We start from the raw sequence: 15340 nt of genomic DNA, 5'->3' as shown, positions 1-15340 counted from the left end.
GTGGTCAGCCGACCGTGCCCAGGAAGGCCCGCGTGCGGTCGAGCAGCAGAGCGGTCGCCTCCGGGTCGTACGACGGGAGCGTGCTGTCCGCGAAGTAGTGCTGGTCGCCCGGGTAGAGGAACAACTCCGCGCGTTCCGCCGAGGCGACGAGAGCGCGGGCCGCGTCCAGGTCGCCCTCGTCCACGAAGAACGGGTCGGCGTCCATCCCGTGCACCTGGACGGGCACGCCGTCCGGCCAGCCGGTGCCGAACTCGGCGACCGGAACACACGAGTAGTACAGCAGCGCCCCCCGTGCCCCGGCCCGGGTCTGCGCCAGTTTCTGCGCCGGGAGCACGCCCACCGAGAACCCCGCGTAGACGAGGTCGGCGGGCAGGTTCTCGACCGCCCGGACGCCGCGCTCGATCACCTCGCCGAAGCCGGTCCGCTGTGCGTGGGCGACGCCCTGCTCCAGCGTGTCGAAGGTGTGCCCGTCGAAGAGGTCGGGCGTGTGCACGGTGTGCCCGGCACGGCGCAGTTCGTCGGCGAAGGCGGTCACCCCCGGCGTGAGTCCGAGCGCGTGATGGAACAGCACGATCCGGGTCATGCCTGCCTCCGATGGTCAGTCGCCGTCAGGGGCTGGACCGCCCCTCCGGTGAGGATCTCACCGCTGTGCGCGGCCAACACCGATGCGGCCACCAGTGGCGCCAGACAGAGGAGGGCAACGGTCGACGGCCGGTAGTCGGCGAGAGGCCAGTCGCAGACGACGGTCAGGGAAGTGACGACGAACGCGAGGAGCAGTACGCCGGCGACCGACCCCGCGAGCAGCCCCCGCGCCCAGCCGCGCACGAGCGCCCGGCGCGGTGCGACGGCCAGCACCAGCCCGGCGGTGGCGCCCAGCGCCAGACCGACGGCCATGCTGACCAGCACGGCGGCGGCACCCACGGCGAGCAGCACGCGCACGGTGCCCCACACGCCCCCGACGAGATACACCACGACGCCGACGAGGCAGCCGCAGCCGAGGATCCCGGCGGGCCACGCCCCGATCAGCGCACCCAGGCGAATGCCTCTTGCGACGACCGCTCGAAGTTCCACGCGCGCTCCCCCGTCGCCTGTTCGTCCGCCGGACCCCGTCCGCGCTCATGATGGCAGACCCCCGCCGGCGGTGATCGTGCGCCTTCGGCCGTCCGAGGAGTTGTGGGCACCGGTTCGAGTGATGGCCCGCGTTGTCCGACCTGTTCCCCCGTGTACCGCGCTGAACTGGGCCCGCACCACCAGGGGCGCCGGACCGGCGCCAGGGAGAGAAGAGAAGGGGACATCGGATGCGCGTACTGCGCGCCTTCATGGGCAGCGCCCTCGCGTCGCTGCTTCTGCTGGTCGGCACGGCACCGGCCTCGGCCGCCGGCGGCACGGACTACGGCGCCCACTGCCCGAGCGAGAACCGGAACCGGGCGGTCAACACCACACCGCCGGACGGCCGGCCGTTCTACCACGAGGACTGGCGGCTGGGTCCGGCGGACCTCCCCCGGACGGGCGCCCTCGGCCGGATGCTGCGGGGCTACGACCGGTCCGGCGGGACGTCGTCGTACTGGTTCCTCGGCTGCTACTGGCAGACCGCCCCGCAGACGGAGAAGTCGGGCTGGTGGTACCCCGACAACAACGGCTTCGTGCTCCGCGACGGCGTGCCGGTCGAGCGTGCGGTGACGCTCCGCGCGGGACAACTGCTCGACATCTTCGGCAGCGGCTTCGGCCACTTCCTCGCCCCCGCGGGCACGCCGTACGCCGACCGCGCGATCCCGCCGAGCAACCTCAACACCTACGACGCGGCGCACCCGTTCAGCTACCACCTCTACCGGGTCGTCGCGCCGTTCACCGTCGAGGCCGGTCCGATCAGGCCCTGGTTCGGTCAGCCCGGTCTGGGTCTCCAGTATCTGACGACCCCGTCGATCCCCGACCTCATCGCGTCCCACAACCTGGAGGAGCTGCCGGTAGTCTGACCGCGCGGCACCCCGGGCGGCACCCGGCCCGTACGGCCGGGGCCGCACACGCGGCCGGTACGGCAGGGAGCGGGACGGATGGACAGAGCGGAACTCGTCGGCAGGCTGCGTGAGGCGGGCGTTCCGGAGGCGTTCTACGAGATCGCCGGCGCCTCGGACGCCACCGGCCGCCCGGACGCCTACTACTTCCTGCGCCGCGAGGCCGACATGTGGGTGGTCGGTCTGAGCGAACGTTCCCGGGACGAAGTACTGCGGCGCTTCGCCGCGGAGGACGAGGCGTGCGTGTATCTCCACGAGGCGCTGACCCGCACCCCGGATCCCGCGGCGGGCCAGGGGGGCCCGGCGGAACTCCTCGACGATCTCCTGGCGGACAGCGCGGAGAGCAGACAACGGGCCTGGGAGGATTTCTACCGCGCGGACGAGCACGACAGCGGCGCCTGAGGGCGCGGCCCGGGCCTACCATGTTGCTCTCACACGGGTGATCGTCGGCAACCCCGGCGCGGGAAGGCGGGGCGGGTCTTGAACAGGGGCGCGGGGCTGGACGAACGGGCGCACGCACGGCAGCGGTGGGCGGCCCGCGTGTCGTTGGCCTCCGCGGGGCTGGCCGTGATCGTGCCGGTCGTCGCCCCCTGGAGCGGAGTGGCCCTCGTCCTCATCGGGGCGCTGTCGATCGTCGTGAGCATGGCGGCGCTGTGGTGGGCGCTCAGCCGGCGCGGTCTGCTCAGGGCCGCCGCGGTCGCACTCGCGGTCGCCGCGCCCACCACCTCGATCACGCTGTTCGCTCTCGCGGACCTGCTGTATCTGCCCATCCTGCTGTTCGCCCTGTGGGCACTGGCGGTCTGGACCGGAAAGATCGCGCTCAGCGGCACCCGGTCGCGTGTCGTACCGGTCACCGAGTACGAGACGCCGCCTCCCGCGCGACCGTTCCTGATCATGAACCCGGGTTCCGGGGGCGGCAAGGTCGAGCGGTTCGGGTTGCGGGAGAAGGCGCAGGCGCTCGGCGCCCGGGTGCATCTGCTCGGCACCGGCACACCGGACGGCGCGGAGGACGTGACCGCACTCGCCCGCGCCGCCCTGGCCGACGGCGCCGACCTGCTCGGGGTGGCGGGCGGAGACGGGACACAGGCGCTGGTCGCGGCGGTCGCCGCGGAGCACGACGTGCCCTTCCTGGTGATCTCCGCCGGGACGCGCAACCACTTCGCCATGGACCTCGGCCTCGACCGGGACGACCCGTCGACCTGCCTGGACGCGCTGACCGACGGGGTCGAACTGCGGGTCGACCTCGGCTTCGCCGGTGACCATCCCTTCGTGAACAACGCGTCGTTCGGGGCGTACGCCGCGGTGGTGCAGAGCCCCGAATACCGGGACGACAAGGTCCGCACCACCCTGGATCTGCTGCCCGATCTGCTCACCCACGAGCGCGGGCCGACGCTGACCGCGCGCGTCGAGGGCACCGACGGTTCCGAGCTCGTCCTGGACACCCCCCAGGCCGTACTCGTCAGCAACAACCCCTATCGCATCGATGACGTCGCCGGGCTCGGCCGACGCGAGCGGATGGACCTGGGCGTGCTCGGCGTGCTCGGTGTGCAGGTGGAGGGTGCGGCACAGGCCGCGGGGCTGCTGCGCGGCCGCCAGGCCGAGGGGCTCACCGCGGTGACCGCGCACCGCGTCCTGATCGAGTCCGACAAGGACGACGTGGAGGCAGGTGTCGACGGCGAGGCCCTGCTCCTCCCCGCCCCCGTCCACTGCACCGTGCGCCCCGGCGCCCTGCGTGTCCGGGTCCCCCGCCACCGCCCCGGCGTACCGGCCGTGAAACCGCCACTGGAGTGGCGCCGCCTGCGCAAACTGGCGGCGACGGTGGGCCGCACGGCGCTCCCGAAGCACCGAAGACCACAATCCCGGCCGTGACGCGGGTCAGGAAGTCCTCGGCGGTCTGACCCAGTCCAGTGAGCGTTCCACCGCACGCTGCCAGTCCTCGTACTCGGACTGCCTGCGCCCGGGGTCCATGTCGGGCAGCCACTGGGCGGCGCGGTGCCAGTGCCGGCGCAGGACCTCCAGGTCGGACCAGTAGCCGGCGGCCAGCCCGGCGGCGTAGGCGGCGCCCAGGGAGACGGTCTCGGCGACCATGGGGCGGACCACGGGCACGTCGAGCACGTCGGCGACGAACTGCATGAGCAGGTTGTCCGCGGTCATGCCGCCGTCGACCTTCAGCTGTTTCAGCGGGACCGCGAAGTCCGCGTTCATGGCGTCGACGACCTCGCGGGTCTGCCAGCCGGTGGCCTCCAGCACGGCGCGGGCCAGGTGCCCCTTGGTGATGTACGAGGTGAGGCCGACGATGACGCCACGCGCGTCGCTGCGCCAGTGGGGAGCGAACAGGCCGGAGAACGCCGGAACGATGTAGCAGCCGCCGTTGTCCTCGACCGTCCGGGCGAGTGTCTCGATCTCCGGGGCGCTGCTGATCAGTCCGAGGCGGTCACGGAACCACTGGACGAGCGAGCCGGTGACGGCGATCGACCCCTCCAGGGCGTAGACGGGAGCCATGTCCCCGATCTTGTAGGCCACGGTGGTGAGCAGCCCGTGCTCGGACCGTACGACGTCCGTACCTGTGTTGAGCAGCAGAAAGCTGCCCGTGCCATAGGTGCACTTCGCCTCTCCCGGGGAGAAGCAGGTCTGGCCGAACAGGGCGGCCTGCTGGTCACCGAGGGCAGCGGTGATTTGTACGCCGGGAAGCAGCGAGCGCGCGTCGCCGTAGTTCTCGGCGTTCGAGCGGATCTCGGGCAGCATGGCTCTGGGCACCCCGAAGAAGTCCAGCAGTTCCTCGTCCCAGGTCAGCGTGCGGATGTTCATCAGCATGGTGCGGCTGGCGTTGGTGGCGTCGGTGACGTGCAGGCCGCCGTCCGCGCCCCCGGTGAGGTTCCAGATCAGCCAGCTCTCCATCGTGCCGAAGAGCACCTCGCCGTCCCTGGCGCGCTGCTCCAGCCCGCTGATGTTGTCGAACAGCCAGCGCAGCCGCAGGGCGGAGAAGTAGGTGGACGGCGGCAGGCTGCACCGGTCCAGGAAGAACTCGTCGCCGGGGCTGGCCCTGAGGTCGTCCACCAGCGGAGCGGTGCGGGTGTCCTGCCACACGATCGCCCGGCCGGCCGGCTCGCCGGTGCGCCGGTCCCAGAGCACGGTCGTCTCCCGCTGGTTGGCTATGCCGATGGCCGCGATGTCCCGGGCCACGGCGCCCGCGCCGGAGAGTGCGTCGGGCACGATGTGCCGAAGGTTGTGCCAGATCTCCAGGGCGTCGTGCTCCACCCAGCCGGGCTTGGGAAAATGCTGCTCGTGTTCCCGCTGGGCGACGGACACCAGCCGTCCCTGCTGGTCGAACAGGATGCATCGAGTGGAGGTGGTGCCCTGGTCGATGGACATCACATACCGTTCAACCATGGTCGGGCCTGCCTTCCGATGTCCGTCGTGTCCCAGCGGCGCGGCTACCAGCGAGCCGCGCCCAGATCTCGGGAGATCGCCCGTGCGGCCTCTCTGAGCAAGGTGATGAGGTTCGGCAGGGGGCGGCCCTGGCTGTCACAGATCCTCTCGACCGGGCCCGAAAGTCCGATGGCGCCCACCACGAGACCGCCGTGCCCCCGGATCGGTGCGGCGATCCCGGCCTCGCCCATGCTCATCTCCTGGACCTCGGCGGCCCACCCCTGCTCCCGGACCTCGGCGAGTGCCTCGTCCAGCGCCTTCGGTGAGACCAGGGTGTGCCGGGTGTAGGTCTCCAGCCCGAACTCCAGAACCGATTCGAGCGGAGCGGTACCGAAGGCCAGCAGCACCTTGCCGAGGGAGGAGGCGTGCAGCGGCAGCAGTGAGCCGACGTCCAGGGTCTGGAGCGAGTCGTCCGGCCGGAACACATGGTGTACGACGAGGACTCGGCCCTCCAGCGGGGTACCGAGCCGGACGGCCTCCCCGCTGCGGGCGGCCAGGGCGTCGGCCCAGTTGATGGAGCGCGACCTCAGTTCGTTGACGTCGAGGTAGCTGGTGCCCAGGTGCAGCAGGGCGGCGCCGAGCTGGTACTTCCCCGTCGCCGCGTCCTGTTCCACGAAGTCCACGTGCTGCAGGGTGCGCAGAATGCCGTGGGCGGTGCCTTTCGCCAGCCCCAGCGAGGCCGCCACCTCGCCGAGCCCGAGCCGGCGCGGGCCGCCGGCGAGCAGCCGCAGAATCGCCGCCGCTCGTTCGATCGACTGGACTGGCCCGGCCATGCATCGAGCCTAGTACCGGCGTGGACCGACCGCTTTCCGTGCTGGTGAGAGGTGGAGCCGATACAGGAGGCGGCCGACGGGTACCCGCAGCAGGGCCCGGGGGCACCCGGCTCCCGGCGCACGGAGGGAAGAGGTGGCGCACGATGAACGACCGACCACACTCCGGCATGCTCGGCATCTACCTCAACGACCACCTCGCGGGCGCCACCGCGGGGGTCGCCCGCGCCCGCCACCTGGTGCGCTCGACGCATGACCGGCCGCTCGCGGAGGCACTGGAGCCCGTCGCGGCCGAGATCGTCCAGGACCGGACGAGCCTGCTCGGCATCATGCACGACCTGGACGTCCCGGTACGCCGCCACAAGGTCTGCGCGGGCTGGACGGTGGAGAAGGTGGCCCGGCTGAAGGCCAACGGCCGGCTCGTACGGCGCTCCCCGCTGACCACCGTCCTGGAGCTGGAGATGCTGCGGCTGGGCATCGAGGGCAAGACGGCCGCCTGGCAACTGCTGCTGCGGCTCGCCGCCACCGAGGAGCGCCTGGATCCCGGGCTGCTCGACGGTCTCCTCCGGCGGGCCCGCCGTCAGCAGGACGTCGTCGAGCAGTGGCGCCTGCGGCAGGCCTCGGCGGCCCTCCAGCAGGGTGAGGCCACGCGAAGCCGCCGCTCACCGGGGCTTGTCGCGCACCCGTTCCTCTGATTGGGTACCCGCGCCACCCGCGCGAAGGGCGCGGCGGACGAGACAGGAGCGGGCGGCGTGCATCCGACGGTACGGCAGGACATCAGGGGGCCCCTGCCCGAAGGGCTCGGGCGGGCGATACGCGGGACGGCGGCGGACATCGCCGCGCTCGTCGGGGCCGTACCGGACACGACGATCGCCGTGCCGGGGTCCACCTGGACGTTCGGCGAGGCGGCCGCACATCTGGCCATGGCCAACGAGCTGATGGCGGACCTGGCCGCCGGGCGTGAGCGCCCGTACGGGGACGGCACACCGGGGAGTCTGGCCGCGGCGAACGAGAAGTCGCTCGCCGTGTTCGGGGAGCGCCGGGCGGAGCCGCTGGCCGCGATGATCACCGAGCAGGCGGAGGCGTTCCTCGACGCCGTGACCGCCGCCGACGGGTCCTGTGACGACGGCACGCCGCTGGTCACCCCGCTGGGCCCGCTCGACCGGCCGCAGCTCGCGTCGTACCTGCTGACCCACATGCTGGGCCATGGCTACGACCTGGCCCGCGCACTGGGCCGACCGCACATGATCGACCGTGACCGTGTGGGCCTGTGCATGCCGTTCATGCTGTCGGTCATGCCGCGTGTCGCCGACGCGGCGGCCACCGCCGGTCCCACGGCTCGCTACACGGTGCGCCTCCGGGGCGGTACGGCGTTCGGCGTCGCGCTGGCCGAAGGCGCCGTGACGGTGACGCCCGGACCGCTGGACCGTGCGGACTGCACGATTCTCATCGAGCCCGTCACCTTCCTGCTGATCGCGCTGGGCCGGTGCAACCCGTGGGGGGCCATTGCCCGGGGGCGGATCCTCACCTGGGGGCGCAAACCCTGGCTGGCGCCCCGCTTCCCGAATCTGTTCACCGCGCCCTGACCGCTCGCCGATCACCGATCGCATCCGATCACTCCACGGCAAGAACACGGCACTCTGGGCCACTTGTCGAGCATCGGCCCATCGTGCCGCACCCCGGTGTCTACGGTGCAACCACCAGGCGGGCCGGTCACGCGCCGGAGCCGCCGCAGCCGACAACCAAGGGGAGGCCCGATGGCGAGCGTGGAAGTGTCGCTGAAGGAGATGATGGCGTCGGTCGAGGGGGCGGTCGGGGCAGCGGTCGTCGACTACACCAGCGGGATGGCGCTGGGCACGCTGGGCGGGAACAAGGACCTGGACCTCAACATCGCCGCGGCCGGCAACACCGACGTGATCCGCGCGAAGGTGCGCACGATGGAGCAGTTGGGACTGCAGAGCGAGATCGAGGACATCCTGATCACGCTGGAGGGGCAGTACCACCTCATCCGCCTGGTCACCGGGCGGAACGGCAACGGGCTCTTCCTGTACCTCGTCCTCGACAAGGGCCGGTCGAACCTGGCGATGGCCCGGCACCAGTTGAAGCGCGTGGAGGAGCAACTGGAGGTCTGACCCGTCCCGGACCCTGGGCCACGCATGCCCGGAATGTGAAGACTTCTTCAAGTCAAGACATCACCATGAGCCCAACTCGCGGGTATGCGTGGTACCGGACGGCAAGGATCGGCTCCGAGGCACGACCACCCGACGCGGCAGGGAGCGAACGCGCATGCAAGTCCCCCTCTACCAGGTCAAGGCGGAGTTCTTCCGCATGCTCGGCCACCCGGTGCGCATCAGGGTTCTGGAGCTGCTCCAGCACGGCCCGGTCCCGGTGCGGGACCTGCTGGCGGACATCGAGATCGAACCGTCCAGCCTCTCCCAGCAGTTGGCGGTACTACGGCGCTCGGGCATCGTCGTCTCGACCCGGGAGGGCTCGACGGTCCTGTACGCGCTGGCCGGCGGCGACGTCGCCGAACTGCTGGCCGCGGCCCGCCGGATCCTCACCGAACTGCTCGCCGGCCGCAACGAGTTGCTGGCCGCGCTCCAGCAGGAACCGCCGACGCCGTCACCGGCGACCACAGCCGGCCACCGGTGACGGCGACGGGGTCAGTTCCCGTTCGTCACATCGGCGTGGAGATGCGCGCGCAACCGGCGCAGCCAGTCTTCGGCGGCCGCCTCGTCCGGTCGCTCCGGAAGGACGGAGGCGGTCTCGTCGAACGCGCGCTCATGGGCGCGCAGCATCGGCAGGGCCACGGCCGGGTCGTCGGCCACCCGCTCGCCGAAGTCGCGGTACTCCTGCGGGTTCTCGAGGCGGATGGTCAGCCGCCCGGCGGCGTACAGCTCCAGACCCTGCGCGCACAGCCGCTTCAGGTGCCGGGCGTGCTTGGCGGTGCGCCGGCGGACCTCCTCGGTGACCGGTCCGGCGGCCTTTGCCTCAAGACGCCGGAACTGCTGTGTGGCGTAGCCGAGATAGGCGGCCCGGACCCGCGACGCGCTCAGCAGTGACGACCGTATGCCGATCAGCTCGTCCCCGAACGGCGTGCGCACCTCGTACAGTTCGTCCGGGAGCCAGACCAGTTCCATGGCGGTCGGATTGCCGCCGAGGGCCAGTCGGCACCACTTGGCGGCCTCGTGCAGGGTGCGGTCGGGGCGGGTGCTGACATGGGACTCCTTCGGCCGGTGCAGACCGTGCAGCTCCGCGGTGGGTACGGCGAAGACGCCGAGGCGGTCGATGTCGGAACCCTCGTGAGCGAGCCCGTACGCCGTCGAGCCGACGATCCCGGAGAGGATGACATGGGGAACGGTCACGGGCGGCTGCCTTCCATCTGCTGACCGCTGAGCGCGGACGAGGCTCCATTGTCATGACGGGCACGGCCGCGGTCACCTCGATATTCGCCGCCCTGCCACGCAGTGGGGCGAACGGCCGCCATGAGCATGAGTACGGGAACTCATGACGCCCGGCGGGCGGCACGTCATGATCGGCACATGACGACGACCACTGCGAGACGGGTGCGGAGCGGGCTTGTTCCGTCGGCGGCACTGGCTGTGCTTGCCGTGCTGGCCACGGGGTGCGGAACGCACCGGGCCGGGCACGGCGCGCCAGCGAACGGGCCGTCGGGGACCACGGCGGCGACACCGGGGAAACCGGTGGACTTCCGGTGCCCCCGCGAGGACCCGGGCCCGACCCCTTCCGCGACCGCCTCGGATCCGGCCACCCCGCCCACCGACCACTACGCCGAGAACCACGGCTTCATGGTCCCGATCGCACTGCACGGCCAGGCCCGCTGCGACGGGCTCGCGGCCGTCCGGCGGATCCGCCAGGCGCTCGAACCGCTGCGCAGGCGCGGCGACTTCGATCCGGCAGGCACCCGCGAGGCACTCGTCCGTCTCGGCTACTCCAGTGACTCGGTGCGGGCGCACCAGAGCGGCGCCACCGGCGTCGGATTCCTCGTCGACGCCCACTCGATGTGCCTCGAAGGGACGTTGAACAGCGCCGGAACCGAGGTCGACGCCTTCGGCGGTTACCCCGACGGCACCGCCTGTGAGCCGCCGTCCGGCGGACACTGAGCGGGTCACCGACCGGGGCGGCCGGCTCCCGGTCCTGATGCATACACGCCATGTAGCATGAGCCGACCTGGACGGCGGGGATGGCCCGGAGTTGCTCATGAGGAATCTGGATCCCACCGATCCACCCGCCATCGGCGGCTATCCCCTGCTGGCGCGGCTCGGGGCGGGTGGCATGGGGCAGGTGTTCCTCTCCCGCACCCCGTCCGGACGGCCGTTGGCGCTGAAGACCGTACGGCCCGAGTTCGGTGCCGACCCGGCCTTCGAGGAGCGGTTCGCCCGCGAGATCGCCAGCAGCGACCAGGTGCGCTCCCCTTGGGCGGTGGCGGTCGTCGACTACAGTCCGGCCGGACAGCGGCCGCAGTGGCTGGCCACGGAGTACGCGGCCGCGCCCGCCCTGGCCGACTGGGTGGAACAGCACGGCCCGCTGCCCGAGTCCGCCGTCCGGGCGCTCGCCGCGGAACTCGCCGAGGGGCTGCGGGCGGTGCACCGGGCGGGGCTGGCCCACCGTGACGTGAAGCCGTCCAATGTGCTGCTGGCCCGTCGACATCCGCTGCTCATCGACTTCGGTATCGCCCGCGCCGCCGACGCCACCCGTCACACCCGTACCGGCGGTGTCATCGGCACGCCGGGGTACATGGCGCCGGAGCAGGTCACCGGTGGGAGTACGGCGGCCGAGCCGGGGGACGTCTTCGCGCTGGGCGCGGTCCTGGTGTACGCGGCCACCGGTCGGGGTCCCTTCCTGCGCCGTGACGAGGAGCCGTCGGCCGCGCAGCTGATGTACCGGATCGTGCACGAGGAGCCGGTCATGGACGGCGTGCCCCCGGCGCTCGTGCCCTTGGTGGCCGCCTGCCTGCACAAGTCGCCGCAGGACCGTCCCACCGCCGAGGCCCTCCTGGAGGAACTCGGGTCCGGAGCCTGGGCGCCCGACCTGCTCCCCGGCCTCGATGCGGAACTCGCTTCAGGGGAAGCGGAGTTGAGGGAGCGGCTCACGGCTCGACCGACCGCCTCGGCACCCCCGGCTCCGACCGCCCCGGCACTACTCGGCCCAGCGGCCCCGACACCGTCGGCCCCGGCCGCCGCGATGCCGCTGACCCCGTCCGCCGCGCCGCCGGTGGCCGGGTTCGGGCCACCTCCCGGCGCGTATCCCGTCGCTCCCGTGCCCGGCGCGGCGCGGTGGGAGTCGCGCGTCCGGGCGGGCCTGGTGGCCGCCGGTGCGGTGACCGCCGTAGCCGTCGTGGCCGCGCTGGCCTGGCCCGACGGCGGCTCCGGCGGCGGGGCCCCCGGAGGCACCGGCGGCCGGACGACCGGCGGGCAGCGTTCCTCCCCGTCGGCGGACGTTCTGCCCGCCGCCTGGATCGGCACCTGGAAGGGCATTGGGCCGGGCAGCACGTCCGCCGACGGTGTCGTCACCTCGCGTACCACCCAGGTCACCGTCGTCCTCACGCTCCACGCGGCGGCGCGCGGCGAGTTGGCGGGCAGGCAGATCAGCCACATCACGGAGGCGGGTAGCGGCCGCGACCTCGGCTGCACCGAGACCCTGACCCTGCGGGAGACCCACGGGACGTCGATGGTGTTCGAGGCGGCCACCAGTGAGCCCACCGATGCGTCGGCCGGTGTGCTCTGCAGGCGCGGCAACGTGTACACGCTGGTCAAGACCGGCGAGACCCTGACCCTCGCGGACGAGGGGAGCCAGGCGGCCGGTTCACCGACGCACCTGACCCGGTCCTCCCGTTGAGGCCGTCCGTGCGGGGCGGCGGGTGCGGAGCAGCAGTGCGCGGGCGGGGCGCTCCACCGCCTCGTACAGGAGCCAGGACAGTCCGAGGGAGACCGCGAAGACGCCGGCGGTGACGGCCAGCCCGGCCGGTACGTCGAAGCGGGGCCGGACGCCGATCAGGTGGGTGGCGGCGCGCAGCACCAGCAGATGGACCATGTAGAAGGCGAAGGAGAGCTCGCCCAGTCTCACCAGCCGGGGGCGCCGCCACAGCGAGGGCAGGCCGTGCAGATCGGCGACGGCGGCCGCCGGGATGAGCAGGGCGAAGCCGGCGAGTGTGCAGGCGGTGTCCGGGAGTCCGACCGTGGCCGGGTGTCCTGCGCTGACCTGGGGGACCAGGAAGTAGCCGATGATCGCGAGGGCCAGTGAGGCTTCCAGGCCGGGCCCGCGCCACCGGCCCAGCAGCACCAGGCGGGCGGTGGCGGCGCCGAGGACGAACTCGGGCAGGCGGGCGGCGGGAAGGGAGCTGAGCGGCTGACCGGCCCAGTTCCGGACGTCCGCCCAGGCCAGGACGAGCACTGCCAGCGCCGAGACGGCGGCCAGGGCGGCCGCGCCCCGGGGACCGAGGCGGCGCAGCAGGAGTGCCAGCAGCGGGAAGGCGGCGTAGAAGAACGCCTCGCAGGCCAGCGACCAGCTGACGGGGTCCAGCGTCTGCCACCACTGCCGCCACCAGGAGTGCACCAGTGCGAGGTTGGCCAGTGCCTGGGGCAGGGTCGGCATCGGCTGCCGGGGCAGGGTGCACGCCATGAGCAGCGCGATCGCGGCGGTGACCAGGTGAATCGGGTAGATCCGGGCGATGCGGCGGCGCCAGAAGGCGAGTGGCCGGTCGCCGGTCCGGGCGGACCAGGTCAGCACGAACCCGGACAGGATGAAGAAGAACGAGACGCCGGCGGCGCCGGCTCCAAGTCCCCAGGTCACGATGCGGGCGCCGTCGCCTCCGAAATAGCCGAAGTTGTTCACGTGCAGCCCGAAGACCAGCAGCGCGGCCGCCCAGCGCAGCCCGGTGAGGGACGGCAGCGCGGGCGCCGGGGCGGACGGAGAGCCCCCGGCGGCGTACGGGGCGGCACTGACGGACGGAGCCCCTGAGGCTCTGGTCGCCGTCTTCATGTCGTCACCTGCCGAAAAGACTTCGTGTGGGGCTTGGAACGGAGCACGAAAGGGTACCTTGCCCGTTTACTCCCTTTCATTCCGCCTCCGTTCCGGCGTTTCGGAAAACATCACACCGCTGCCGGAGCGGAGGCCGATGACGGCCGCGCACGCCGAGGACTGCCGGGCGAAGTCGGGACGCACCGGGCGGTCCGGCCATCTCGCCCATGTGCGCGCCGTGTTGGGCCGGGGAGCCATACGGCCCGTGCCCGGACCGCTACACGACTCACTCTGGCCTCCGGCACTTACCGACCGGTATATATGCCTGACCCAACGTGCTGGGGCCGTTGCGGAACCGGCTCGGCGCGCTGCTGCGATCTCGTCAGGGGAGGACTTCATGGTGAACGGTTCAGGCACGGACGGCGTGGTGGGACGCCGGCGGTGGCCCGTCGCGGTGGGTGCGGCGCTCGGCGGCTGTACGCTCGTCGCCGCTTCGGCGGTTCCGGCCGGCGCGCACGGCGCGGACCGGCACGACGACGGCGCACGGTATGTGGCGCTCGGGGACTCGTACACCTCCGGCCCGCTCATCCCGACGCAGGTGGACGCCAACTGTCTGCGCTCCGACCGGAACTACCCGTCCCTCGTGGCGGCGCGGCGCGAAGTGTCCACGTTCAGGGACGTCAGTTGCAGCGGAGCGACCACCGCGGAGATGTGGAAGGCGCAGGGCACCAACGGCCCGCAGCTCGACGCGCTCACCAGGAACACCCGTCTGGTGACGGTCCAGATCGGCGGCAACGACGTCGGCTTCAGCTCGGTCATCGCCACGTGTGCGCAGCTCGGCTCGGCGGACCCGACGGGCAACCCGTGCAAGACCCATTACGGGTCGGCCGGTTACGACCAGCTGACCCTCAACGTCGTGCAGACCGCACCGAAGGTGGACCGCGTCCTGCGCGCGGTGCGCGCCCGGGCTCCGCACGCCCGGGTGCTCGTGGTCGGCTACCCGGACCAGTTGCCGGACGACGGCAGCGGCTGCTTCTCCGCCTCGGTGCCGTTCGCGGCGAAGGACTTCCCCTACCTGCGGGACTCAGAGAAGCGGCTGAACCTGATGCTCAGGCTGGTGGCCGGGTGGAACCACGTGGAGTACGTCGACACCTACACCCCGACCATCGGGCACGACATGTGCAAGTCCGCCTCCGAGCGCTGGATCGAGCCGTTGCGCCCGTCCTCGCCCGCGGCACCCGCCCACCCCAACGCCAGGGGCGAGCAGGCCATGGCCGACGCGGTCCTGCGACGCCTGGACAGGGGTCACGGGCGCCACTGAGCCAGGGCGTGTCTGACAATTTCCGTCGTCCGCCCGGAGGGCGGGCCTCGCCGGGGGCTGGTGCGTGCGATCGCAAGGCGCCGGAGCGCCCTCGTGGCGGCGCCACGTGGGCGTTTCGGCAACGCCGCTGGGGGTCCCCCTGCTCGAAGAGCTCGGGGGAGGGCGTGCCGGCCCCCGCGAGGCAGGCGGGAATTGTCAGACACGCCCTGGGTCGATCCGCCACCGGAGGGCGGTGGCGGTGGTCGCCCCGGCGGTCACCGCCGTCGCAGGCCGCTGGTGACGCGCTCCCAGCGGGAGCGGGTGGCGCCGAATCCGGTCTCGTGCTCCCAGATGTGGGTGCACCTGGGGCACTGGAGGTGGAGCAGGCTTCCGGTGTTGGTGAGGAGGTAGCGCCAGTGCTCGGAGCAGGTGCGGCGCTGTTCGCACGTGTCGCAGCCCCGGCCGTCGTCGCAGCTCGGGCAGCTCACCCAGGCCCGGCGGCCGATGTCGGCCTGCGGGTCAAGCGGCAGCACGGCCGTCTCCCCTCCGCGGCAGCACTCCGGCCGCCACCAGGTCGTCGTACACCCGCCGCTGTTCCTCGCTGAGGCCGGAGTACAGCAGGTCGTAGGCCGCCTCCTCGTCGCGCAGCACCGCGACGGGGTCCCAGTCGGGGCCGAGGGCGTCCAGGACATGGGCCCGCCGGAGCACTTCGTGCGCGCCCAGGTCGACACCGAAGTCGACCGGTTCATCCGGATCTGCGGGAAGCGTGGGCTCATGGGAGGACATGTCTTCGAACGTAGGGAGGCCCCCCGCCCCGCGGCAAGGGCAGGTGGGGGATGTCACAGGGG

General features: G+C 72.2%; 18 protein-coding genes. 10 read left to right on the top strand and 8 right to left on the bottom strand.

Going from position 1 to position 15340, the window contains the following annotated elements; genetic code table 11:
• Window positions 1-4: 4 nt before the first annotated feature.
• Together ACIPK3_RS08355 and ACIPK3_RS08350 are read right to left on the bottom strand one after the other, a co-directional pair.
• On the bottom strand, window positions 5-583 hold the full coding sequence (locus tag ACIPK3_RS08355; RefSeq protein ID WP_402567376.1) for a dienelactone hydrolase family protein: 579 nt from the start codon (window positions 581-583) through the stop codon (window positions 5-7).
• Window positions 580-1071, bottom strand: a complete 492-nt coding sequence (locus ACIPK3_RS08350; protein WP_402567374.1) for a hypothetical protein — start codon at window positions 1069-1071, stop codon at window positions 580-582. The genes ACIPK3_RS08355 and ACIPK3_RS08350 overlap by 4 nt, the downstream gene beginning before the upstream one ends.
• 227 nt (window positions 1072-1298) lie before the next feature.
• Here ACIPK3_RS08350 and ACIPK3_RS08345 point away from each other — a divergent pair, with 227 nt between their 5' ends.
• The 3 genes from ACIPK3_RS08345 to ACIPK3_RS08335 all read left to right on the top strand — a co-directional run bounded on the left by ACIPK3_RS08345 (window position 1299) and on the right by ACIPK3_RS08335 (window position 3881).
• Entirely contained in the window at window positions 1299-1973 is a 675-nt protein-coding gene (locus tag ACIPK3_RS08345; RefSeq protein WP_402567372.1) for a TNT domain-containing protein, read from the top strand.
• 78 nt (window positions 1974-2051) lie between these two features.
• Entirely contained in the window at window positions 2052-2414 is a 363-nt protein-coding gene (locus tag ACIPK3_RS08340; RefSeq protein ID WP_402567371.1) for a hypothetical protein, read from the top strand.
• 78 nt (window positions 2415-2492) lie between these two features.
• The gene (locus ACIPK3_RS08335) at window positions 2493-3881 is read left to right on the top strand and encodes a diacylglycerol/lipid kinase family protein (RefSeq protein WP_402567369.1); all 1389 of its coding nucleotides are present in this window, start codon (window positions 2493-2495) and stop codon (window positions 3879-3881) included.
• 6 nt (window positions 3882-3887) lie between these two features.
• On the opposite strand, the gene glpK is transcribed toward ACIPK3_RS08335, so the two are convergent.
• Both glpK and ACIPK3_RS08325 read right to left on the bottom strand, forming a co-directional pair.
• Window positions 3888-5402, bottom strand: coding sequence for a glycerol kinase GlpK (glpK, locus tag ACIPK3_RS08330; RefSeq protein WP_402567367.1), 1515 nt, complete (start codon window positions 5400-5402; stop codon window positions 3888-3890).
• Window positions 5403-5446: 44 nt separating this feature from the next.
• The gene (locus ACIPK3_RS08325; RefSeq protein WP_402567365.1) at window positions 5447-6214 is read right to left on the bottom strand and encodes an IclR family transcriptional regulator; all 768 of its coding nucleotides are present in this window, start codon (window positions 6212-6214) and stop codon (window positions 5447-5449) included.
• A 143-nt stretch (window positions 6215-6357) separates the two neighbouring features.
• On the opposite strand from ACIPK3_RS08325, the gene ACIPK3_RS08320 reads away from it, so the two are divergent.
• The 4 genes from ACIPK3_RS08320 (at window position 6358) to ACIPK3_RS08305 (ending at window position 8863) form a co-directional block, all read left to right on the top strand.
• Window positions 6358-6906 carry a hypothetical protein gene (locus tag ACIPK3_RS08320; protein ID WP_402567363.1) on the top strand — a complete coding sequence of 183 codons (549 nt, stop codon included), beginning with the start codon at window positions 6358-6360 and terminating at the stop codon, window positions 6904-6906.
• A 57-nt stretch (window positions 6907-6963) separates the two neighbouring features.
• A complete protein-coding gene (locus ACIPK3_RS08315; RefSeq protein ID WP_402567361.1) occupies window positions 6964-7797 on the top strand; it encodes a maleylpyruvate isomerase family mycothiol-dependent enzyme in 834 nt (277 codons plus the stop codon).
• A gap of 171 nt (window positions 7798-7968) precedes the next feature.
• Window positions 7969-8343, top strand: a complete 375-nt coding sequence (locus ACIPK3_RS08310; RefSeq protein WP_402567359.1) for a hypothetical protein — start codon at window positions 7969-7971, stop codon at window positions 8341-8343.
• Between the two features lie 154 nt (window positions 8344-8497).
• Window positions 8498-8863, top strand: a complete 366-nt coding sequence (locus tag ACIPK3_RS08305; RefSeq protein WP_402567357.1) for an ArsR/SmtB family transcription factor — start codon at window positions 8498-8500, stop codon at window positions 8861-8863.
• 11 nt (window positions 8864-8874) lie between these two features.
• On the opposite strand, the gene ACIPK3_RS08300 is transcribed toward ACIPK3_RS08305, so the two are convergent.
• Entirely contained in the window at window positions 8875-9576 is a 702-nt protein-coding gene (locus tag ACIPK3_RS08300; protein ID WP_402567355.1) for a DNA polymerase beta superfamily protein, read from the bottom strand.
• Window positions 9577-9753: 177 nt separating this feature from the next.
• Here ACIPK3_RS08300 and ACIPK3_RS08295 point away from each other — a divergent pair, with 177 nt between their 5' ends.
• Both ACIPK3_RS08295 and ACIPK3_RS08290 read left to right on the top strand, forming a co-directional pair.
• On the top strand, window positions 9754-10335 hold the full coding sequence (locus tag ACIPK3_RS08295) for a hypothetical protein (protein WP_402567354.1): 582 nt from the start codon (window positions 9754-9756) through the stop codon (window positions 10333-10335).
• Window positions 10336-10432: 97 nt separating this feature from the next.
• On the top strand, window positions 10433-12070 hold the full coding sequence (locus ACIPK3_RS08290) for a serine/threonine-protein kinase (protein ID WP_402567352.1): 1638 nt from the start codon (window positions 10433-10435) through the stop codon (window positions 12068-12070).
• On the opposite strand, the gene ACIPK3_RS08285 is transcribed toward ACIPK3_RS08290, so the two are convergent.
• Window positions 12038-13213: an acyltransferase family protein gene (locus ACIPK3_RS08285; RefSeq protein ID WP_402567350.1), complete on the bottom strand. Its 1176-nt coding sequence runs from the start codon at window positions 13211-13213 to the stop codon at window positions 12038-12040. The two genes, ACIPK3_RS08290 and ACIPK3_RS08285, sit on opposite strands and share 33 nt — an antisense overlap.
• A 376-nt stretch (window positions 13214-13589) precedes the next feature.
• Between ACIPK3_RS08285 and ACIPK3_RS08280 the strand changes: the two genes are divergently transcribed.
• On the top strand, window positions 13590-14513 hold the full coding sequence (locus ACIPK3_RS08280; RefSeq protein WP_402567349.1) for an SGNH/GDSL hydrolase family protein: 924 nt from the start codon (window positions 13590-13592) through the stop codon (window positions 14511-14513).
• A 254-nt stretch (window positions 14514-14767) separates the two neighbouring features.
• On the opposite strand, the gene ACIPK3_RS08275 is transcribed toward ACIPK3_RS08280, so the two are convergent.
• Both ACIPK3_RS08275 and ACIPK3_RS08270 read right to left on the bottom strand, forming a co-directional pair.
• Complete coding sequence (locus ACIPK3_RS08275; protein ID WP_402567348.1) at window positions 14768-15025, bottom strand: hypothetical protein; 258 nt, start codon at window positions 15023-15025, stop codon at window positions 14768-14770.
• Window positions 15012-15278 (bottom strand): DUF6400 family protein, encoded by a 267-nt coding sequence (locus tag ACIPK3_RS08270; protein WP_402567346.1) that lies wholly within the window; start codon window positions 15276-15278, stop codon window positions 15012-15014. The genes ACIPK3_RS08275 and ACIPK3_RS08270 overlap by 14 nt, the downstream gene beginning before the upstream one ends.
• Window positions 15279-15340: the final 62 nt, after the last annotated feature.

The organism is Streptomyces sp. NPDC086787, from assembly GCF_044745865.1.
Taxonomy (GTDB): domain Bacteria; phylum Actinomycetota; class Actinomycetes; order Streptomycetales; family Streptomycetaceae; genus Streptomyces.
This window is presented reverse-complemented; position numbering and strand designations above follow the sequence as displayed.